The organism is Caballeronia calidae (genome assembly GCF_900044055.2).
Classification (GTDB): domain Bacteria; phylum Pseudomonadota; class Gammaproteobacteria; order Burkholderiales; family Burkholderiaceae; genus Caballeronia; species Caballeronia calidae.
Genome location: NZ_FCOX02000035.1, coordinates 68,041 through 88,988, shown reverse-complemented (window position 1 = coordinate 88,988; position 20,948 = coordinate 68,041). Strand labels below are relative to the sequence as shown.

12 protein-coding genes and 1 pseudogene are annotated in these 20,948 nt (G+C 64.6%); 3 read left to right on the top strand and 10 right to left on the bottom strand.

Features of this window, described 5'->3' with window-relative positions:
• The first annotated feature begins 119 nt into the window (after positions 1–119).
• Positions 120–2,429, top strand: coding sequence for an FdhF/YdeP family oxidoreductase (locus tag AWB78_RS27085; protein WP_096031851.1), 2,310 nt, complete (start codon positions 120–122; stop codon positions 2,427–2,429).
• On the opposite strand, the gene AWB78_RS27080 is transcribed toward AWB78_RS27085, so the two are convergent.
• From AWB78_RS27080 to AWB78_RS27065, 4 genes are all read right to left on the bottom strand, one after another.
• Positions 2,326–2,799: a hypothetical protein gene (locus AWB78_RS27080; protein ID WP_157697628.1), complete on the bottom strand. Its 474-nt coding sequence runs from the start codon at positions 2,797–2,799 to the stop codon at positions 2,326–2,328. The two genes, AWB78_RS27085 and AWB78_RS27080, sit on opposite strands and share 104 nt — an antisense overlap.
• Positions 2,800–2,883: 84 nt before the next feature.
• Positions 2,884–5,622 (bottom strand): MGH1-like glycoside hydrolase domain-containing protein, encoded by a 2,739-nt coding sequence (locus AWB78_RS27075; RefSeq protein ID WP_062609042.1) that lies wholly within the window; start codon positions 5,620–5,622, stop codon positions 2,884–2,886.
• Between the two features lie 84 nt (positions 5,623–5,706).
• Positions 5,707–7,638 carry an amylo-alpha-1,6-glucosidase gene (locus AWB78_RS27070; protein ID WP_062609041.1) on the bottom strand — a complete coding sequence of 644 codons (1,932 nt, stop codon included), beginning with the start codon at positions 7,636–7,638 and terminating at the stop codon, positions 5,707–5,709.
• Positions 7,635–8,111, bottom strand: coding sequence for a nuclear transport factor 2 family protein (locus AWB78_RS27065; protein ID WP_062609040.1), 477 nt, complete (start codon positions 8,109–8,111; stop codon positions 7,635–7,637). Before AWB78_RS27065 ends, AWB78_RS27070 begins: the two co-directional genes overlap by 4 nt.
• Positions 8,112–8,286: 175 nt before the next feature.
• Between AWB78_RS27065 and AWB78_RS27060 the strand changes: the two genes are divergently transcribed.
• On the top strand, positions 8,287–8,631 hold the full coding sequence (locus tag AWB78_RS27060; protein ID WP_062609039.1) for a zinc ribbon domain-containing protein YjdM: 345 nt from the start codon (positions 8,287–8,289) through the stop codon (positions 8,629–8,631).
• A gap of 1,215 nt (positions 8,632–9,846) precedes the next feature.
• Here AWB78_RS27060 and AWB78_RS27055 read toward each other — a convergent pair.
• The 4 genes from AWB78_RS27055 to AWB78_RS27040 form a co-directional block, all read right to left on the bottom strand.
• Positions 9,847–11,127, bottom strand: coding sequence for a DUF445 domain-containing protein (locus tag AWB78_RS27055; RefSeq protein WP_062609038.1), 1,281 nt, complete (start codon positions 11,125–11,127; stop codon positions 9,847–9,849).
• 10 nt (positions 11,128–11,137) lie between these two features.
• The gene (locus tag AWB78_RS27050; RefSeq protein ID WP_062609037.1) at positions 11,138–11,557 is read right to left on the bottom strand and encodes an ACT domain-containing protein; all 420 of its coding nucleotides are present in this window, start codon (positions 11,555–11,557) and stop codon (positions 11,138–11,140) included.
• The gene (gene uvrA, locus AWB78_RS27045) at positions 11,547–17,369 is read right to left on the bottom strand and encodes an excinuclease ABC subunit UvrA (protein WP_062609036.1); all 5,823 of its coding nucleotides are present in this window, start codon (positions 17,367–17,369) and stop codon (positions 11,547–11,549) included. Before uvrA ends, AWB78_RS27050 begins: the two co-directional genes overlap by 11 nt.
• 178 nt (positions 17,370–17,547) lie before the next feature.
• On the bottom strand, positions 17,548–18,438 hold the full coding sequence (locus AWB78_RS27040) for an alpha/beta fold hydrolase (RefSeq protein WP_062609035.1): 891 nt from the start codon (positions 18,436–18,438) through the stop codon (positions 17,548–17,550).
• Between the two features lie 136 nt (positions 18,439–18,574).
• Between AWB78_RS27040 and AWB78_RS27035 the strand changes: the two are divergent.
• Positions 18,575–18,912 (top strand): annotated as a pseudogene (locus AWB78_RS27035) (isocitrate/isopropylmalate family dehydrogenase); the annotation flags it as partial.
• Between the two features lie 14 nt (positions 18,913–18,926).
• Here AWB78_RS27035 and AWB78_RS27030 read toward each other — a convergent pair.
• Together AWB78_RS27030 and AWB78_RS27025 are read right to left on the bottom strand one after the other, a co-directional pair.
• A complete protein-coding gene (locus tag AWB78_RS27030) occupies positions 18,927–20,054 on the bottom strand; it encodes a succinylglutamate desuccinylase/aspartoacylase family protein (RefSeq protein WP_062609033.1) in 1,128 nt (375 codons plus the stop codon).
• A 10-nt stretch (positions 20,055–20,064) separates the two neighbouring features.
• Complete coding sequence (locus tag AWB78_RS27025) at positions 20,065–20,835, bottom strand: transporter substrate-binding domain-containing protein (protein WP_062609032.1); 771 nt, start codon at positions 20,833–20,835, stop codon at positions 20,065–20,067.
• Between the last annotated feature and the right edge of the window lie 113 nt (positions 20,836–20,948).

The window sequence follows — 20,948 nt, the reverse complement described above, 5'->3', positions numbered from 1 at the left end:
GCAGTCTATGTCAAAACGTCGCAACTGTATCCCTCCGATTTCGCATTTTCTGTGCGCCGCGCTCGATTCGGGACACAGTACGCTTCGTCTCATCGCATGTTCTATTGAAATCGAACGCCATGAAGACGCCGGAACCTCGCATCGAACCTTATACGCATCCTGCCGCGGGCTGGGGCGCGCTGAAGCAGGTCGCCATCAATCTCGTCAAGGAGAGAGTCGCGGGCGGGAACTACCGGACGCTCTTCAAGCAGAACCAGCCGAACGGCTTCGATTGCCCCGGCTGCGCGTGGCCCGACCGCGAGCACGCGTCGACGTTCGAGTTCTGCGAGAACGGCGTGAAGGCCGTCGCCGCCGAAGCGACGAGCAAGCGCGTGACGCCCGCGTTCTTCGAGGAGCACACGGTGTCGTCGCTGATGGCGCAATCGGATTACGAACTGGAGCAGCACGGCCGGCTGACCGATCCGCTCGTCTACGATGCGACGCGCGACCGCTATGTGCCGATCGAATGGGATGCGGCGTTCGAACTCATCGCGTCGCATCTGAAGAAGCTCGGCGATCCCAACCGCGCCGCGTTCTACACGTCGGGCCGCGCGAGCAACGAGGCCGCGTTTCTGTATCAGTTGTTCGTGCGCATGTACGGCACCAACAACTTCCCCGATTGCTCGAACATGTGCCACGAAGCGACGAGCCGCGGCTTGCCGCATACGGTCGGCATCGGCAAGGGCACGGTCACGCTCGATGACTTCGAGCACGCCGACACGCTGCTGCTCTTCGGCCAGAACCCGGCGACGAACCATCCGCGCATGCTCGGCGAACTGCGCGACTGCGCGAAGCGCGGCGCGACCATCGTGTCGATCAACCCGCTGAAGGAGCGCGGCCTCGAGCGCTTCGCGAGCCCGCAGCATACGCTCGACATGCTTTCGCCGAAGGGCGTGAAGATCAGCTCGGTGTTCATCCGCCCGAAGGTCGGCGGCGACTTCGCGCTCATCAAGGGCGTCGCGAAGCGCGTGATCGAGCTCGACGACGAAGCCCGCACGAACGGCGGCGCGCGCGTGATCGACGTCGATTTCATCGCGGAGCATACGGTCGGCTTCGACGCATTCGCCGACGACCTGCGCGCCGAAAGCTGGGACGCGATCATCGCGGAATCCGGCGTGGAAATGGACGACCTCCTCGAGCTCGCCGACATCTACGCACAGGGCCGCGCGGTCATCGCGACGTGGGGCATGGGTCTCACGCAGCACAAGAACTCCGTGCCGACCGTGCAACTGCTCTCGAACCTGATGATGATGCGCGGCAATATCGGCCGGCGCGGCGCGGGCCTATGCCCCGTCCGCGGCCATTCGAACGTGCAGGGCGACCGCACGGTGGGCATCGAGGAAAAGCCGACGCAGGCGTTTCTCGACAGGCTCGGGGCCGCCTACGACTTCGAGCCGCCGCGCGAGCATGGCTACGATGTCGTCGAAACCATCCACGCGATGCTCGAAGGCAAGGTGAAGGTGTTCATCGGACTGGGCGGCAATTTCTCGATCGCCACGCCCGACACGCCGCGCACCTGGGAAGCGATGCGCTCGTGCGACCTTACCGTGCACATCACGACGAAGCTCAACCGCAGCCATCTCGTTCACGGCCGCGACGCGCTCATTCTGCCGACGCTCGGCCGCACCGAGATCGACATGCAGAACGGCGTGGCGCAAGGCGTCTCCGTCGAGGATTCGATGAGCATGGTGCATATCTCGTACGGCATGAACAAGCCGGCGTCGACGAACCTGCTTTCCGAAGTGGCGATCGTGGCGCGCATGGCCCATGCGGCGCTCGGCTCCGCAAAGGTGAACTGGCTCGCGCACGCGAACGACTACGCGCTGATCCGCGACGGCATCGAGCAGGTGATCGACGGCTTCGAGCGCTACAACGAACGTCTGAAGCAACCCGGCGGCTTTCATCTGGGCGTGGCCTCGCGGGATCGCATCTGGATGACGGACAGCGGCAAGGCCCAGTTCATCGTGCACGAGATTGCATTCGATACTCCGATTCATCGCGCCCGCGCGCTGCACGGCGAACGCCTGATGACGCTGATGACGACGCGCTCGCACGATCAGTACAACACGACGATCTATGGTCTCGACGACCGTTATCGCGGCGTGTACGGGCAGCGGCACGTACTGTTCGCGAACCGCGAGGATATCGACATGCTCGGCTTCGAGCCGGGCGAGGCGGTGGACATCACGAGCGTATGGGACGACGGCGTGGAGCGCCGCGTGAACGGCTTCACGCTCGTGGAATACGACATTCCGCGCGGCTGCCTCGGCGCGTACTATCCGGAAACTAACCCGCTCGTGCCATTGTCATCGGTTGCGGATGGCGCCGGTACGCCGACGTCGAAGTCCATTCCCGTGTTGTTGAGCCGGTCCAGTCGCAGCGCCGGCTGAGCGGCATCGCGCGAAGGGTTTTGCGCCGTGCTTTCGCGCGCTGGCGAATGCGGCGTTCCAGCGCCTCCGTGCCGGTGAACCAGCGGTCGATGAGCGCGCCCAGCACAACCAGGATCGCGACGCCACCGATCCATCCGGCGGCGATGCTGTCGAATTCGCTCGTGAGGTATGCGCCGCCCAGCATGGCGGCGACGAACACGAGCATGACCAGCGCGAACGGCGGGCAATGCTCATGCTCGATGCGGGTGATGCCGCAGACGCCCCGTTGCATCTGGTAGCCGCTCAGGGAATACGTGCTGATGGAGTGACCCATTCTGTTCTCCAAACTGTTAACAATTTGCGTTTTGGCAAACTTACGCAGTTGGAGCAATCAATAACACCAGATAATTCCGAACAAATGGATTCAGCGTTTCAACGTTGACTTTTTTGAAACGCGGAATCCCGTGCCGCGCCGCTACTTCGCGCCGGCGAACTCCTGAATCTCGGCATCGGCTTCGCCCGCGAGCGGCACGACGCCGGACGGCCCCGTCGCATGCGGCTGCAGCAGCAGCGCAACCAGCCCGCTCCAGCCCGTCTGATGCGACGCGCCCACGCCGCGCCCGTTGTCGCCGTGGAAGTACTCGTGAAAGAGCACGAGGTCGCGCGAACGCGGATCGGCCTGCAGCAGCGGATACGCGGCCATCACGGGCCGCTCGCCGTTCCGGTCGAGCAGAAAGAGCGTGGTGACGCGGCGCGCGAGTTCGTCGGCGATCTGTGCGAGCGAGAACTTCTGCCCGGAGCCGGTCGGATATTCGACGCGAAAATCATCGCCGTAATAGCGATGGAATTCGTGGATCGATTCGATCAGCAGATAATTCACCGGCATCCACACCGGCCCGCGCCAGTTCGAATTGCCGCCGAAGACGCGCGAGTCCGATTCCCCCGGCAGATAACGGATGCTGAAGCTCTCGCTGTTGTGATAGAAGACGAACGGATTATCGAGATGCACCCGCGAGAGCGCGCGCACGCCGTGATCGGACAGGAACTCGGTTTCGTCGAGCATGCGCCTGAGGAGCGCCTTCATGCGATGCCCGCGCAACAGCGACAGCAGCACGCTATTGCCCTGCCCCGCGACGTTCCAGCGCGACACGAGCCGCGACAGATCGGTGCGATGTTCCAGGAACCAGTGCAGGCGCTCGCGCAGCTCCGGCAGCGAGCGATACACCTTCGGCTCCAGCACGTGCACCGCGAAAAGCGGAATCAGCCCGACGATCGAGCGGATGCGCATCGGGATGTTCGAGCCGTCCGGCAGACGCAGCTTGTCGTAGAAGAACTCGTCCTCGCTGTCCCACAGGCCGGTATCGCAGTTGTCCTCGCAGCTCACCGCTTCCGCGATATACAGGAAGTGCTCGAAGAACTTCACCGCGATATCGACGAACACCTTGTTCTCGTAAGCGAGCTCCAGCGCGATGCGCATCAGGTCGAGCGCATACGCGGCCATCCATGCGGTGCCGTCGGCCTGATCGATGTGGCCGCCCGTCGGCAGCGGCGACGAGCGATCGAAGATGCCCACGTTGTCCAGCCCGAGAAAGCCGCCCTGGAAGATGTTCTTGCCGTCGGCGTCCTTGCGGTTGACCCACCACGAGAAGTTCAGCAGCAGCTTGTGGAACACGAGCTCCAGGAAGTCGCGGTCGCCCTTGCCGGTGATCGCGCGATCGATCTTGTAGACGCGCCACGTCGCCCATGCGTGCACGGGCGGGTTGGCATCGCCGAAGGCCCATTCGTAGGCGGGCAACTGGCCGTTCGGATGCTGATAGCGGTCCTTCACGAGCAGGAGCAGCTGACGCTTCGCGAACGCCGGATCGACCAGCGCGAACGCGGCCGCATGGAACGCGAGATCCCACGACGCGTACCACGGATATTCCCACTTGTCCGGCATCGACACGATGTCGGCGTTGCAGAGGTGCCGCCAGTCCGCGTTGCGCCCGGAGCGCCGCTGCTTCGGCGGCTTCGGCTGCAGCGGATCGCCGTCGAGCCAGCGCGTCACGTCGAATTGATAGTACTGCTTCGACCACAGCATGCCCGCGAGCGCCTGACGCTGCACGAGCCGCTGATCCGCATCGGCGATGTCGTGTTGCAGCGCGCCGTAAAACTCGTCCGCTTCCGCGATGCGGCGCGCGAACAGGCCATCGGCATCGAGCGGCACGCTGTCGGGCGCGGATTCCGGCCGCCAGCGCAGATACACCACGGCCTTGCCGTGCGGCTCGACTTCGAGATGCGCGTGCGCCGCGGCGCGCGTGCCCTTGTCGCGGCGGATCGCGTCTTCGTCGCCATGCAGGATGTAATCGTTGAAGCCGTCCTTGAACGGTCCCTCGCCTTGCATGCGAAAAAGCCGCTCGACGTTGGTCTCGTTCTCGCAGAAGAGCCAGTCGACGTTGTCGGCATCGGGCGACCATGCGGTGACGACCATCGGCTCGTGGCCCGCCTGCTCCGCGAGCACGTACGTGCCTTCGCCCTCCACCGTCTCCACCTTCAGCGACGGCCTGACCGGCGTCGGCTTCCACGACCACGTGTTGCGCGCCCAGATCTGCGGCAGCACGTCGAGCGCGGCCCGCACGGCGCTGCGATTCTCGACCGTCACGCGCATGAGGATGTCGTCGGCGGTGTGCTTCGCGTATTCGACGTGCACGTCGAAGTAGCGCTCGTCGTCGAAAACGCCGGTGTCGAGCACTTCGTACTCGGGCATGTCGGCGCCGCGCCGCGCGTTTTCATCGACGAGATCGGCGTACGGAAATGCCGCATGCGGGTATTTGTAGAGCATGCGCATGTAAGAATGCGTCGGCGTGCCGTCGACGTAGAAGTACAGCTCCTTCACGTCCTCGCCGTGATTGCCTTCCTGGTTCGTCAGGCCGAAGAGCCGCTCCTTGATGATCGGATCGCAGCCGTTCCACAGCGCGAGCGAGATGCACCAGTTGAGCTTGTCGTCGCCGAAGCCGGCGAGGCCGTCCTCGCCCCAGCGGTATGCGCGGCTGCGCGCATGATCGTGCGGAAAGTATTCCCACGCGGTGCCGAACTCGCTGTAATCCTCGCGCACCGTGCCCCATTGCCGCTCGCTCAGATACGGCCCCCAGCGCTGCCAGCGCGGGCAGTCCTTCGAATGGAGCCGTGAGCCCTCGACGGTGTCGAGCTGATTGACGGGGCGCGGTTTCGGCATGGGCGTCTCCTCGTTTGCGCCTGCGAATCGGCGGGCAAGACTCATAATTTAGCGCGTTTTGATGGCAACCCGCGCACATGACGCTCACGCCGCCGCGAGCAGCTTTTCGACGCGCATCAGCTCAGCGAGCGACCACGCCTGAAACGGTGTGCCGCCGGGCGTGCAAGGCGCATCGCCATCGGCGACTTCGCTGATGTGATCGAGACCGTATCGATCGAGATGCGCGTAGAGCGGCGTCAGAAAGCGCTCGCGCGCGCCCGCCGCGCCGTGCACGCGCACCCACGCCTCGACGAACGGGCCGATCAGCCACGGCCACACGGTGCCCTGGTGATACGCGCCGTCGCGGTCAGACAGGCCGCCCGCATAGTGCGCCTTGTAGGCGGGATCGGAGGGCGCGAGCGTGCGCAGGCCGAGCGGCGTCAGCAGATGCGCCTCGACCTCCCCGACGACGCCGCGCGCGATATCGCCATCGACGAGCGGAAACGGCAGCCCGCCGACCGCGAAGATCTGGTTCGGGCGAATCGAGCGATCGATCTTGCCGGGCTCGTGATCCATGTCGACGACATCGAAGAGCGCGTGCGTATCGGGATCGACGAAGCGCGCGGCGAACGACGCCCGCGCCTGATCGCGCAAGGCATGCCAGCGCGCATCCCACGCACTCGCGATGGACAGCGCGTTGATCCACAGCGCCTGCACCTCGACCGGCTTGCCGATGCGCGGCGTGACGACCCAGTCGCCCGCCTTCGCGTCCATCCACGTGAGCTGCACGCCGGGCACGCCCGCCCGCAGCAGGCCGTCCGTATCCGCGGCGATGCCAAAGCGCGTGCCGCGCGAATAGCCGTCGAGGATCGCGTCGGCGGCGCGTTGCAGGCGGCTCGTGGTCGCGGCGTGTGCGTGGCCCGTCGCCAGATAATCGTGCACCGCGACGACGAACCACAGCGATGCATCGACCGAGTTGTATTCGGGCAGGCCGCCGCTGTCCGGGAAGCGGTTCGGCACCATGCCTTCCGAGATCGTGTCGGCCCATTCGAGCAGGATCGATTCCGCTTCCTGATTCCGTCCTGCCGCGAGCAGGAGGCCGCGCATCGAGATGAAGGTATCGCGGCCCCAGTCGGTGAACCACGGAAAGCCCGCGATGATCGTGCGTCCGACGTTGCGGTTCACGACATACGCGTCCGCCGAGCGCGCGAGCCGCGAGCCGAACGACGCGCGGCGCTCTGCCTCGCGCGTCGCCAGATGCGATGCATGCGTGAGCGCGCTGTCTTCGAACGGCTTGTCGCGGCCGGTGTGCGCGTGCAGGACCATGACGGCTTCGGCGCGTGCGAGATCGAAGATGAACACGCCGGGCGTCGCGAGGTCTTCGGTGAAATCGAGCCCGCGCTCGCGTTCGCGTGCGTAGGCGAAGTTGCGATACCAGTCGGGCGCGTGCTGGTAGGCGCCGTTCGACGTCGCGCAGATCGCGGGCAGATCGCCGTAAGGCTGCCATTGCACGCGCTCGCCTTCGAGCGTCGCATCGAAGGACAAGGCAGGATTCTCGTGATGCAGCGCGTGATAGTCGCGGCCGGAGAGGAGCGGACGTACGCGGAGTTTCGCCGGGTTCGATGCGCCTTCGATACGCCAGCGCAGCACCGTTTCGCGGCTCTGCTTCGCGACGAACACTTCCGCGACGACGACCGCACCGTCGCCGATCCGATACCGCCATGTCGGCCACGGTTCGGTGTCGAACGAAAGCAGGCTCGCCGACGAATCCGGATAGAGCACATCGGGCGCGTAGCGCTGCATCGTCAGGGGGAAATGCTCGCCGTTCACGTCGAGCCATGCTTCAATGCCGTTGACGAGCACGACGCGCCCGGCGGGCGGCTGTGTCGCGGCGAGCAGGAGGGCGTGATAGCGGCGCGTGCGCATCGTGCCGACGGTGCCGGATGCGAAGCCGCCGTACGCATCGGCTTCGAGCCATTCGTCTTCGAGGCGTGTGGCGTCGATCGGTGAATGATCGTTGTGTTCGATGCGCGTCATGGCGCCGCCTTCTCGCGGTATGCCTTGAGCGTTCTGCGCGCTTTCGTGCGGATTGCGCGTTGCATCTGCGGCGTCCAGCCGAAGAGCCAGCCGCTTGCGCCGAGCGCCTGACGGCTCCAGCGCCAGAGATCGAAGACATCGGTTTGTTCGGCGATGAAGCCATCGCGGATCGCGAAGCGCGACTCGATCCGGTTAACGACGACGTGGCCTGTTGCAGAGTACGTGTAGCGCGCGACGGCCTTCGCGCTCGCCATCTGGCCGATGGATTCGATATCGTCGTAGGTCAGCGTGAAATCGGTGGCGCGGCCGAGGAGCATGCGCCACATGTCGCCGGCTTCCCTGCCGTGCAGCACGCCGAAGGCGGGGTCCTGGAACTGGATATCGGGGGCGTAGCAGGCGGCCATTGCTTCAGCGTCGCGGTTCTGAAACGCTGTGTAGAAGCGTTCTATCAGGGCGGTGTTGGCGTTGGGCATGGATTGTGTCCGCTTCGGCGAATCGGAGGGCTGATTTTCGTGCTGCTGTCCTTACGCGCTGGATCAGCAATCATACATCCGGCCCTCCGCTCCGCCGACCCGCTGAATTGTCAGGTTCCGGACAAGGCTATACTTGATGGCTTTTACTTCCGCCGCGAGGCATCAAGGAATACGTATGAACGCACTACCTCCCTGTCCGAAATGCCAGTCGGCATTCACTTACATGGACGCAGATTTGTATATTTGCCCCGAATGCGCGCATGAATGGTCGGCGCAGTCGAGCGCCGCCGCGTCGGAACCTGCTGCGAAGGTTTTTCGCGATTCCGCCGGGAACATTCTTCAGGATGGTGACACGGTCACGGTCATCAAGGATCTCAAGCTCAAGGGCGGCGGCGGGGTTGTCAAGATGGGCACCAAGGTCAAGAATATTCGTCTGGTCGACGCCGATCATGATATCGATTGCAAGATCGATGGCTTCGGAGCGATGAGCCTTAAAACGGAATTTGTTAAGAAAGCCTGAGGTGTTGGGTTGCTCGCGCGCTGGTATTCGCCGGATCCCGTTTTCGCGTCGGTCTACTAGCACTGCCCCTGTGCGGGGCGGCAGTCACTTTCTTTGCTGCTGCTAACTTTGCGTTCGGCTTCTATGGACTTCCCGTTTTCGTGTCGGTCTATTGGCACTGCCCCTGTGCGGGGCGGCAGTCACTTTCTTTGCTGCTGCTAACTTTGCGTTCGGCTTCTATGGACTTCCCGTTTTCGTGTCGGTCTATTGGCACTGCCCCTGTGCGGGGCGGCAGTCACTTTCTTTGCTGCTGCTAACTTTGCGTTCGGCTTCTATGGACTTCCCGTTTTCGTGTCGGTCTATTGGCACTGCCCCTGTGCGGGGCGGCAGTCACTTTCTTTGCTGCTGCTAACTTTGCGTTCGGCTTCTATGGACTTCCCGTTTTCGTGTCGGTCTATTGGCACTGCCCCTGTGCGGGGCGGCAGTCACTTTCTTTGCTGCTGCTAACTTTGCGTTCGGCTTCTATGGACTTCCCGTTTTCGTGTCGGTCTATTAGCTCTGCCCCTGTGCGGGGCGGCAGTCACTTTCTTTGCTGCTGCAAAGAAAGTAACCAAAGAAACAGCTATCCTCATCCAAAGTACTTCACACCGGCCCCGGCACAGAAGCACTCTCGTGGTCCGGCAGTAGCGAGTGCCCTCACAAAACTCTCCGGGCTTGGATCGCGCACGGTCTGCCATATCGCACCGCTTAACTGACTGGTAAGGCGCCAAATAGCTCCGGCCCGCTTCGCGGCCGACCGGTCAATCAGGTCCGCGCGCGCTTCTTTGCTGATGCTTCCATCTCACGGCATCGGTGGTTCGTTGGTTTCCCTTGCATACCCAACGGCAGCGCGTAGCGCTGTGCCGGAGCTATTTGGTGCTGAACCAGCGCCCTCAAGGTTCTAGCTTGTCAGACCGTGCGCGATCCAAGCCCCGTGAGTTTTGTGAGGGCACTCGCTACTGCCGGACCACGTGCGAAGTTCTGTGCCGCGGCCGGCATGAAGTGCTTAGGCTGGGGATAGCTGTTTCTTTGGTTACTTTCTTTGCAGCAGCAAAGAAAGTGACTGCCGCCCCGCACAGGGGCAACGCTAATAGACCGACGCGAAAACGGGATCCGGCGGCAAGACCGGACGCGAAATCGGGATCCGGCGGAAAGACCGACACGAAATCGGGATCCGGCGAAAACCCCAAAATCCAATCACCCGACCGCCACACTCACCGCGTGAATCAAAATCCCCACCGCCCCACCGACCAAGGTGCCATTCACGCGAATGAACTGCAAATCCCGCCCGATATTGAGCTCGACGTCACGCACGAGCGTCGCATCGTCCCACTGCTTGACGGTAGCGGCAATATGCTTCGCGATCCCATCCCGCAACTCGGGCGCAAGCGCCTTCAACGCATCCCGCATATGCTCGTTGATCGACTCGCGTAAGTCGGGATCGCTGCCGAGGGCTTCGGCAAAGCTCCCCGCCATCCCCACGACCTTCGCGTGCAGCGCCGAATCAGCGCGCTTGATATCCGCATCGAGCCACCCGATGAACTCGTCCCACAACCCGTTCACGTAGCCGCGCAACTCCGGCCGCTCGAGCCACTCATGCTTGTGCTCGTCGATGCGCGCCTTGAACGCCGGATCGGTCTTCAGCCGCTCGACGAAGCGCTCCACCGCCGCATCGAAGGCCTTGCGGCGTTCGTGCTCCGGATCGCTGCTCACGTCGTGCAGCCACTGATTCGCGCCGCGCACGAGGCCGGCGGCGAACTTGTTGCCGAGGTCCTCGGCATTCAGTCCGACGAAACCCAGCATGCCGATGAGCTTCGGATACTCCTCGCCCGCCACCGCGACGATGCGTCCCGCAAGCATCTCCTGCACCTCGGGCTTGTCGAGCCACGCGGCCATCTGCTTCAGACCTTCGTCGAGCAGCAGTTGATGACGCCGGTCCGACGTCAGCGTCGACAGCACGCTGCCCGCCGCGCTCGCGAGATCGAACTTGTCCGCGCGACGGCGCAGCGTGTCGTAGAGCATCGACTTGACGCGCTCGTCGTCGACGAAGGACAACAACTGGCCGACCGCCGACACCGCCTTCTTGCCGAGCAGCTCGGCGTTCGCGGGCTCCGAGAGCCACATCGACAGACGGCTCGCCGGATCGAACGCGTTCACGCGCGCGACGAGCGCATCGGTGCCGAGAAAACGGTCGCGCACGAACACGGCGAGATTGTCCGCGACGCGCGCCTTGTTCGCCGGAAGGATCGCCGTGTGCGGAATCGGCACGCCGAGCGGATGGCGAAACAGCGCGACGACCGCGAACCAGTCAGCGAGCGCGCCGACCATCGCGGCTTCCGCGAACGACGACACCCACGCCCACGCGCCCGCGTCGTGCTGGCTCTTCGCGAGCGCGAACAAACCGCCCGCCGCGACGAGCAGCGCGGCGGCGAACCATTTCATTCTGTTGAGCGCTACGGCTTTGTCCTGCGTTTCCATCTTGTCGGATTCATGGTTTCGATGAGGCCGCCAGCATACCAGCACGCCTTTGCAAATCGAACAATGCGTCCATCGCGCGCCCGGCATCGTCGACGGGCACGAAGATGTGATCGTGATACGCCGCCGCGATCACATTGCAACTGATGTTCACGTCGCCGAGCGCTCGCGCGAACGCGGCCGTCAAGCCGACCGCGTTCAGATCCGAATGCACGGTCAAGGTGATCCACGCCGCGCGAAACAGCGGTTCGATGCCCGCCGCCCGCGCCGCGCCCTCTTCCATCACGACCGTCAGGCCCTCGCGCTCGCGAAACGTCGCGACGATGCCCGCGCCGCTCACCGCCGCATCGTGCGGCAGCGACGCGAACACGTAGACGCCCGGCTGCAACTCGGGCTGCATCGATGCGATCAGCGTATCGAGATCACGCAGCATTCTCGGCCTCACGCGTGCGCCCGAGCACCGGCCGCAACGCCGCGCCCGTGTGGCTGCGCGGATGCGTCGCGAGCGTATCGGGGTCCGCCGCCGCGACGATCGTGCCGCCGTTCACGCCGCCTTCCGGGCCGAGATCGAGCACCCAGTCGGCTTCGGCGATCACATCGAGATCGTGCTCGATGACGATCACGCTATGCCCGCCATCCACCAGCCGATGCAGCACGCGGATCAGCTTCGCCACATCGGCCATGTGCAGGCCGACGGTCGGCTCGTCGAGCACGTACAGCGTATGCGGCGGCTTCTGGCCGCGCCGCGTGATGTCGTCGCGCACCTTCGACAACTCCGTCACGAGCTTGATGCGCTGCGCTTCGCCGCCCGACAGCGTCGGCGATGGCTGGCCGAGCGTCAGATAACCGAGGCCGACATCGCGCAGCAGCTGCAGCGGATGCGCGATGCTCTGCATCGACGAGAAGAATTCGACGGCCTCGTCGATCTCCATCGTCAGCACTTCGCCGATGTTCTTGCCGCGCCACGTCACCGCGAGCGTCTCCGGATTGAAGCGCTGGCCGTGGCACACGTCGCACGGCACCTTCACGTCGGGCAGGAAGCTCATCGCGATGGTGCGCACGCCTTGCCCTTCGCACGCCGGACAACGTCCTTCGCCCGTGTTGAACGAGAAGCGCGACGGCGTGTAGCCGCGCGCGCGTGCTTCGAGCGTATCGGCGAAGAGCTTGCGGATGGTGTCCCACATGCCGATGTACGTCGCCGGGCACGAACGCGGCGTCTTGCCGATCGGCGTCTGATCGACTTCGAGCACGCGGTCGATGGCCTCGAAACCGGTCACGCCCGAACAGCCCTGCCATGCATGCACGACATCGAACTTCGGACGCGGCGCTTCGCGCGCGAGCACGCTGGCGCGCGATCTCGTCGCGGGCTTGCTCGTGTCGGCGGCTTGCGCGGACTTGCGCGCGCGTCGCACCGCGGGCGACGACAGCACCGAACGGCCCACGGCATCGAGCAGATTGGTCATCAGCACGTCGCGCGCGAGCGTCGACTTGCCGGAACCGGATACGCCCGTGATCGCGACGAGGCGATTCAGCGGCATCGTCGCCGTCACGTTGCGCAGGTTGTGCAGCGTCGCGCCTTCGACGGTCAGCCATTGTTCCGGCACGGCGGGCCGCTTCGCGGTCGCCGCACGCACTTCACGGCGCGGCTGCAACGGATGCACGATCGGATTCGCGAGGAACTGACCGGTCAGCGACGCCTTGTGCGCCGCGAGATCCGTCACGTTGCCCTGCGCGACCACCGTGCCGCCGCGCTTGCCCGCGCCCGGCCCGATATCGATGATGTGATCCGCGCGGCGGATCGTGTCCTCATCATGCTCGACGACGACGAGCGTGTTGCCCTTGTCGTTCAGCTTCTTCAATGCGCTCAGCAGAATGAGGTTGTCGCGCGGATGCAAACCGATGGTCGGTTCATCCAGCACGTAGCACACGCCTTGCAGATTGCTGCCGAGCTGCGCCGCCAGGCGAATGCGCTGCGCTTCGCCGCCGGAGAGCGTCGGCGCGGCGCGATCGAGACTCAGATAACCGAGCCCGACTTCTTCGAGAAACTGCAGGCGCCCTTCGATTTCGCTGACCACGTCGCGCGCGATATCGGCATCGCGTCCCGTGAGTTTCAGCGTCGAGATCCACTCGCGCGTATCGCTGACGGTCCAGCGTCCGACTTCAGTGATCGGGTAATTGCCGAACGTGACCGCGCGCGCGACATCGTTGAGACGCGTGCCTTCGCAATCCGGGCACGGCTGATCGACGATATCGTCCGGCTCCTGATCCACCGAGCCGATGCTCTGCTCGCGTCCGCGATCGTCCTGCGCGAAGAGCGTGTCGTCGAACGCGGCGCGCTGCTCGCGCGTCAGCTTCACGCCCGTGCCGACGCACGTGTTGCACCAGCCGTGCTTGCTGTTGTACGAGAACATGCGCGGATCGAGCTCGGGATAACTCGTGCCGCAGACCGGACATGCGCGCTTCGTCGAGAACACGCGCGTTTCCTCCACGCCGCGTCGATGCCCGTTGGAGAGCGCGCCATGCAGTTCGTCGAGCGGCGCGCAAAGATGCATCACGCCCTTGCCGATTTCGAGCGTTTCATCGAGCAGGCGGCGCAGCTCGGCTTCGTTGTCCGCCGATACGACGAGATCCGCGACGGGCAATTCGATCGTATGCTCGCGGAAGCGATCGAGCTTCGGCCACGGGCTGACCGGCAAGAACTCGCCGTCGACGCGCAGATGCGTATTGCCGCGCGCCTTCGCCCATTTCGCGAGATCGGTATAGACGCCCTTGCGATTCACGACGAGCGGCGCGAGCAAACCGACGTGCTGCCCCTTGAAGTCCCGCATGATCTGTGCGGCGATGGATTCGGAGCTTTGCGCCTGAACCGGCGTGCCGTCGTGGATGCAATGCTGGATGCCGAGCTTCACGTACAAGAGGCGCAGGAAGTGCCAGACTTCCGAGGTCGTCGCGACCGTGGACTTGCGCCCGCCGCGCGACAGACGCTGCTCGATCGCGACGGTCGGCGGAATGCCGTAGACGGCATCGACTTCGGGACGGCCCGCCGGCTGCACGATGGAACGCGCATACGCGTTCAGCGATTCGAGGTAACGGCGCTGGCCTTCGTGGAAGAGAATGTCGAACGCGAGCGTCGACTTGCCCGAGCCCGACACGCCTGTCACCACGTTGAACTTGTTGTGCGGGATATCGACATCGAGCGACTTGAGATTGTGCTCGCGCGCATTGACGATACGCACCACATCCTCGCCCTGCAGTGCGCGGCGCGCGCTCGCCACTTCCGCCGCGAGCTGCAAGGGCACGCCCGCGCGCTTCTCAGCCGCGCCCGGCGCCATCGCTTCTTCATACTCGATCAGCGCGCGGCCCGTATGCGACTGCTCGCACGCGGCCACATCGTCGGGCGTGCCGACGCAGACCACTTGCCCGCCGCCATCGCCGCCTTCGGGACCGAGATCGATGATCCAGTCCGCCGCGCGAATCACATCGAGATTGTGTTCGATGACGATCAGCGAATGCCCGCGCTCCAGCAACCGGCGCAATGCCTGCATCAGCTTGGCGATGTCGTCGAAGTGCAGGCCCGTGGTCGGCTCGTCGAACATGAAGAGGCGGCTTTCGCTCTTGCTCGTCTGCGACGTTTCAGCGAGGAAACCCGCGAGCTTGAGACGCTGCGCTTCGCCGCCGGACAGCGTCGGCACGGGCTGGCCGAGCTTCACGTATTCGAGGCCCACATCGACGATCGGCTGCAGCACGCGCAGCACTTCCCTGTCTTCGGCGAACAACGCGACCGCTTCGCTGACGGTCAGCTCGAGCACATCGGCGACGCTCAGCTGACGCCCGCCGCGCTCGATCTTCACCTCGAGAACTTCCGCGCGATAACGGCGTCCGTCGCAGTCCGGGCAGCGCAGATAGACATCGCTCAGGAACTGCATCTCGACGTGCTCGAAGCCCGAGCCGCCGCACGTCGGGCAGCGTCCGTCGCCCGAGTTGAAGCTGAACATGCTCGCGCTGTAACCGCGCTGCAACGCGAGCGGCGCCTTCGCATAGAGCTTGCGGATTTCATCGAATGCGCCGACATAGCTCGCCGGATTCGAGCGCGCGGTGCGGCCGATCGGCGACTGATCGACGAACACGACATCGCTCAACTGCTCCGCGCCCTTCAAATCGCGGAACGCACCGGGCGCTTCGGTCGCCTTGCCGAAGTGGCGCATCAGCGCGGGCGCGAGCACGTCCTGAATCAGCGTCGATTTGCCCGAGCCCGATACGCCCGTCACGCAGACGAGACGCTGCAACGGGATATCGACGGTGACGTCCTGAAGATTGTGATCGCTCGCGCCTTCGAGCGTGAGACGCGGCGTGTTCGCATCGACGACGCGCCGGTTCCAGTTCGACGCATGCGCGACATGCTTGCGGCCGCCGAGATAGGCGCCGGTCAGCGTGTCGGTGGTCTGGATGTCGTCGGGCGCGCCGTCGTAGACGATCTGCCCACCGCGTTCGCCCGGCCCCGGCCCCATGTCGATGAGACGATCCGCCGCGAGCATCACCGAAGGATCGTGCTCCACGACGACGAGCGTATTGCCCGCATCGCGCAGCCGATGCATCGCTTCGACGATGCGGTTGAGGTCGCGCGGATGCAAGCCGATGCTCGGCTCATCGAGCACGAAAAGCGTATTTACGAGCGACGTGCCGAGCGCGGTCGTCAGGTTGATGCGCTGCACTTCGCCGCCCGACAGCGTGCGCGATTGGCGATCGAGCGTCAGATAACCGAGGCCGACATCGCAGAGATATTTCAAACGCGTGCGCACTTCCGCGTGCAGCAGCTTGAGCGCTTCGTCGAGCAGGGTGGATGGCAGCGTCAGCGAATCGAAGAAGCGGCGGATGCGCTCGATCGGCATCAGCATCAGATCGTGCACGGTCAAGCCCGGCAGCGCTTCGAGCTGATCGCGCGTCCAGTCGACGCCTCGCGGCATGAAGCGATCTTGCGGCGACAGCACCGCATCGGCCTGTTCCTTCGTGCCGAGACGCCACAGCAGCGATTCGGTCTTGAGACGCGCGCCGTCGCAGACCGGGCACGTCGTATAGCTGCGATATTTCGACAGCAGCACGCGGATGTGCATCTTGTACGCCTTCGACTCCAGATAATCGAAGAAGCGCTGCACGCCGTACCACTGGTTCTGCCACTTGCCGGTCCAGTCGGGCGAGCCCTTGATGACCCAGTCGCGCTCCTGCTGCGTCAGATCCTTCCAGGGCACGCCGAGACGAATGCCCGCCTTCGCGCCGTAGCGTACGAGGTCGTCCTGGTTTTCTTTCCACGCGGGCGTCTGCAGCGTCTTGACCGCGCCTTCACGCAGCGTCTTTTTATCGTCGGGAATGACGAGGCCGTAATCGACGCCGATCACGCGGCCGAAGCCGCGGCATGTTTCGCACGCGCCGTAAGCGGAGTTGAAGGAAAAGAGCGCCGGCTGCGGGTCTGCGTAGCGCAAGTCGCTTTCCGGGCTATGCAGGCCCGTCGAGAAGCGCCAGATTTCCGGCTCGGCTTCTTCCGTCAGCACGTAGACGTCCACGCGCCCGGTGCCGCGCAGCAGCGCGCCTTCGATCGCCTCCAGCGCGCGCGAGCGCTCCGTGTTCTGCAAGCGGAAACGGTCCGCGACGACATCGAGCATCTGCCGTGCGCCGGATTCCGTCTGCACGTGGCGCTTCGCCTGCACGCGCGTGTAGCCGCTCGCGGATAGCCATTGCTCGACTTCCTCGTCGCTGGCGGTATCGGGCAATTCGACCGGGAACGTGATCGCGAGGTGCGGATCGTCGGCGCGCGTGCGTTCGAGCAGCTCGGCGTAGATCGTCTCGGGCGTGTCGTGGCGCACGCGGTGCGAGGTCTTCTTGTCGAAGAGTTCGGCGGCGCGCGCGTAGAACAGTTTCAGGTGATCGTTCAGTTCGGTCATCGTGCCGACGGTCGAGCGCGAGCTGCGCACCGGATTCGTCTGATCGATGGCGATGGCGGGCGGCACGCCGTCCACGCGATCGACCTGCGGGCGGTCCATCCGGTCGAGAAACTGGCGCGCGTAGGCGCTGAAGGTTTCGACATAGCGCCGCTGGCCTTCCGCGTAGAGCGTGTCGAACACGAGGCTCGACTTGCCGGAACCGGACGGCCCGGTCACGACCGTCATCTGGCCGGTGTGCAGGTCGAGGTCGAGGTTCTTCAGATTGTGCTGACGGGCGCCGCGAATGCGGATTGCGTTGTTCGATGCCAATTTTTCAACCGGTTCAATAAGTTGGACGGCTTTCTCCAAGCCGTAGGCGAGGTCGCGCGAATGTTCGGACGTACCAGCGCGACATAGCGAACAGTACTGTACACGCATACAGTGTTTGTCGCCAAACGGGTCAGGACTGTCCGCTCCGGGTGCGCAAGAGGCTCGCCTGATCCACCTGTCACTTCAAATGAGCGATGACGGCATCGGCGACGGCTTGCGGCGCCTCGCGCAGCGGAAAATGCCCCGCGCCATCGATGACGACGCGCCGATAGCCCGCCGTGAAACAGCTTTCCTGCCCTTCCGAGCTGGCCGGTTCGTCGCAGGAATCCGCGCCGCCCTGGATCATCAGCGCGGGCACGCCGATGCGTTCGATCGTCCCGAGCCGCGCATACAGTTCCGCGAGCGCCGGATCGGACGGCTGATCGCGCCTCCAGCGCCGTCGGTACGCGTTCAGCGTGATCGGCACCCAGTCGCGGTTCTCGAAGGCGCGCGCCGTCTCGGCGAATTCGGCTTCGTCGAACCAGCCGGGCGGCGACCACGTGTCCCACTGGATGCGCGCGAAGCCTTTCGGATCGGCGGCGACGGCATCCGGTCCGCCGTCGAGCGACATGAACCACTGATACCAGAAGCGCCGCGCCTGCAAGAAATCCGGCAGCTCGAATACGCCGCGCGGCTGATACGCGAGCGCAAGCGCGGCCATGCGGCGCACGCGCTCCGGAAACAGCGCCGAAATCGTGTACGCGGCGCGCGCGCCCCAGTCGTGGCCGACGACATCGAACTGCGCGATGTCGAGCGTATCGGCGAGATCGACGGCATCTTTCGCGAGCGCGACGCCCGAGCCGTCGCGCACGGTGTCATCGTGCAAGAAGCGCGTGCCGCCCGCGCCGCGCAACTCCGGCACGATGGTGCGATAGCCCGCGTCGTTGAGCCGCTGCGCGACCGGATTCCACGCGCGCGCCGCATCGGGCCAGCCGTGCAGCAGCATCACGATGGGAGCGTCGGTGGAACCGGAATCGGCGTAGGCGATATCGAGCGTCGGCGTGCGGGCGTGGCGTCCGAAGTCCAGCATGGCGAGACTCCTCGAAGGGGAACGCGGGAGGGAGGAGTCATTCTAGCGAGCAAGGGAAACGCGCGCTCGACACGGCGATCGTTGCATTATCGTTCGATCGAACCGCAGGAGGCCTGCATGAGCCGCAACGCATACCGTATCGAGGCAGCAAATCGATATTCTGTGCGCGCGCTTCGTGTTGAGCCCCGACCGCTTCGATGTGGTCGTCGCGACCCATCTCTTCGGCGATATTCTTTCGGACCTCGGTCCGGCGTGTACGGGCTCCCGGATATCGCGGGCAAGAGCATCGCCAATCCGGTCGCGATGATCTGGCCCGCCGCGATGATGCTCGACTTCCTCAGCGAGCGCGACGCGCACGATGCGATGCTCGATGCGATCGAAGCGGTGTTGAAGGACGGCCCGCGCACGGGCGATCTCGATGGGAAGGCGAGCACACAGGAAGTGGGCGAGGCTATCGCGCGAAGGCTGGAGTGATGTGTTCAGGCTTTCTAGGCCCCGATCAACACCCCACTTCTGATCGCCACCACCCCCGTCACCCGCCCCATCGGCGCCCCCGCGTGCACGAAGCGAATCGCCCGGCGCATGTAAAACACGCCGTCGTTGCTCGTCGTGACCGTCGTGACCGAATCGGTGAGCGGATCGACGATATCGAACACCGCATCGCCCGCTTTCAGCACCGCGCCCACTTTCGCCCGATACACGACGATCCCGCTCGACGGCGCCGTCAACTGCTGGCTGCCCGCGAGCGGCGTCGCGGCCTGCGCGAGCGGCGGCGCGTCTTTCATCCCGCCCTCGATCACGCCGCGCGCGATCAGATAATCGACGATGGCATCGGCATCGTGCGCGGCCGTGTCGTAATCGACATCGCGCTGTCCGCGATGCTCGATCGTCGCCGCGATGTTCGGCGCACCGAGCGGCACCTTGTCGCCGAGGCGGTCGCGGACGTCGTTCCACAAGAGCGCGTGAACTTCATCGAAGGACTGCCCGCCCGAATCCGTCGCGAGCAGCACGCCGTTCGCGCCGAGATATCGCGCGAGCGGTTCGATCGCGGGCCAACTCGCGGGACTCGTGTAGATATGCATCGTCGCTTCGAGCGAGCAATGCAGATCGAGCACGACATCGGCCTGTGAAGCCAGCGTGAGCAGCGCGAGCCGCAGCGATGCGAACTCGTTCTTCGCGCGCATTTCGCCGAGCATCTCGACCAGCGCTGCGCGCACGAGACGCGCGTTGTACGCGGCATCGTCCGGCGAAAAGCGCGCGCCCACACGCCCGATCAGCGCATCGGCAGGCGGCATCGGAAAGGCGCGGTTGAAGTTCTGGCCGCTGTTCGCCTCGAAGCGTCCGAGGAATTGCCCGAGCACGTGCTGCGAAAGTCCGATCGGATTCGCCACCGGCACGACCACGACTTCGCCGCGCAGGCGACCTTCGGTTTCGAGCGCGGCGAGGCGTTGCTTCAGGCTCCACGCGGTGAGCATCGCGGGCGTTTCGTCGGCGTGCAGCGAGGACTGGATGTAGACCTTCTCGCCGTCGCGGCCGGCGTCGCCGAAATGAAAGCTGACGAGCTCGCGCGATGTGCCGAGCGTCGTCGAAACGAGCGGTGTGCGTCGTGTTTGCATCGATGAATCCTCAGTCGCCGTACACGTCGAAATCGAAATACTTGCGCGCGATCTTCTGATACGTGCCGTCGGCGCGCATGTCGGTCACGGCCTTGTCGACCTTCGCCTTCAGCGCCGTATCGTCCCGGCGCAGGCCCATGCCGACGCCGTGATCGCCCATCGAAAGCGGTTCGCCAGCGAACGAGAAGCCCGCGCCGCGCGGCGTCTTCAGAAAGCCGTGCTCCGCTTCGACCGAGCCGAGCAGCGCGGCATCGATGCGGCCCGCGGCGAGATCGTTGAACACACCTTCCTGGCTCTGATACGCGACCACCTCGACGCCGCCCGGCTGCCAGTTCTTCATCGCATAGGTTTCGAACTGACTGCCGCTCTGCACGCCGACGCGCTTGCCGCGCAAGCCCTGCGCGCTCGCGGCGAGCGGCGCGCCCTGCTTCGCGATCAGGCGCGAGCGGAACTGAAAGAGCTTGGTGGAAAACGCGATCTGCTTCATGCGATTGTCGGTGATCGCCATCGACGACATGATTCCGTCGATCTTGCGTGCCTGCAGCGCGGGGATCATGCCCGAGAACTCGAGTTCGACCCATTGGCAGCGCATCGCGATGCGGCGGCAGATTTCATCGCCGAGATCGACGTCGAAGCCCGCGACGTGGCCATCGGGCGTCTTCACATCCATCGGCGGATAGCCTGGGTCGATGCCGAGGCGCAGGGCATCGGCGTCTTTCGCGTGAACCGGCGCGGCGGCGGCGAGCGCGGCCGCGAACAGGAAGGCGCTGAGTTTGAGCATGAACGCGGTGTCTCCGAAGTTTGGGCACCGATGGTACGGGCGCAAAACGCTCGCAAAAAGAGGCGTTTTGCTTATCATGATCACTTTTCGAGATCACCCGACTGGACGCCGAT

What these genes read in the sequence shown, in the direction of transcription:
- AWB78_RS27085 (WP_096031851.1), top strand. Translation starts at nt 120, where the DNA reads ATGAAGACGCCGGAACCTCGCATCGAACCTTATACGCATCCTGCCGCG.
- AWB78_RS27075 (WP_062609042.1), bottom strand. Translation starts at nt 5,622, where the DNA reads ATGCCGAAACCGCGCCCCGTCAATCAGCTCGACACCGTCGAGGGCTCA.
- AWB78_RS27070 (WP_062609041.1), bottom strand. Translation starts at nt 7,638, where the DNA reads ATGACGCGCATCGAACACAACGATCATTCACCGATCGACGCCACACGC.
- AWB78_RS27065 (WP_062609040.1), bottom strand. Translation starts at nt 8,111, where the DNA reads ATGCCCAACGCCAACACCGCCCTGATAGAACGCTTCTACACAGCGTTT.
- AWB78_RS27060 (WP_062609039.1), top strand. Translation starts at nt 8,287, where the DNA reads ATGAACGCACTACCTCCCTGTCCGAAATGCCAGTCGGCATTCACTTAC.
- AWB78_RS27055 (WP_062609038.1), bottom strand. Translation starts at nt 11,127, where the DNA reads ATGGAAACGCAGGACAAAGCCGTAGCGCTCAACAGAATGAAATGGTTC.
- AWB78_RS27050 (WP_062609037.1), bottom strand. Translation starts at nt 11,557, where the DNA reads ATGCTGCGTGATCTCGATACGCTGATCGCATCGATGCAGCCCGAGTTG.
- AWB78_RS27040 (WP_062609035.1), bottom strand. Translation starts at nt 18,438, where the DNA reads ATGCTGGACTTCGGACGCCACGCCCGCACGCCGACGCTCGATATCGCC.
- AWB78_RS27030 (WP_062609033.1), bottom strand. Translation starts at nt 20,054, where the DNA reads ATGCAAACACGACGCACACCGCTCGTTTCGACGACGCTCGGCACATCG.
- AWB78_RS27025 (WP_062609032.1), bottom strand. Translation starts at nt 20,835, where the DNA reads ATGCTCAAACTCAGCGCCTTCCTGTTCGCGGCCGCGCTCGCCGCCGCC.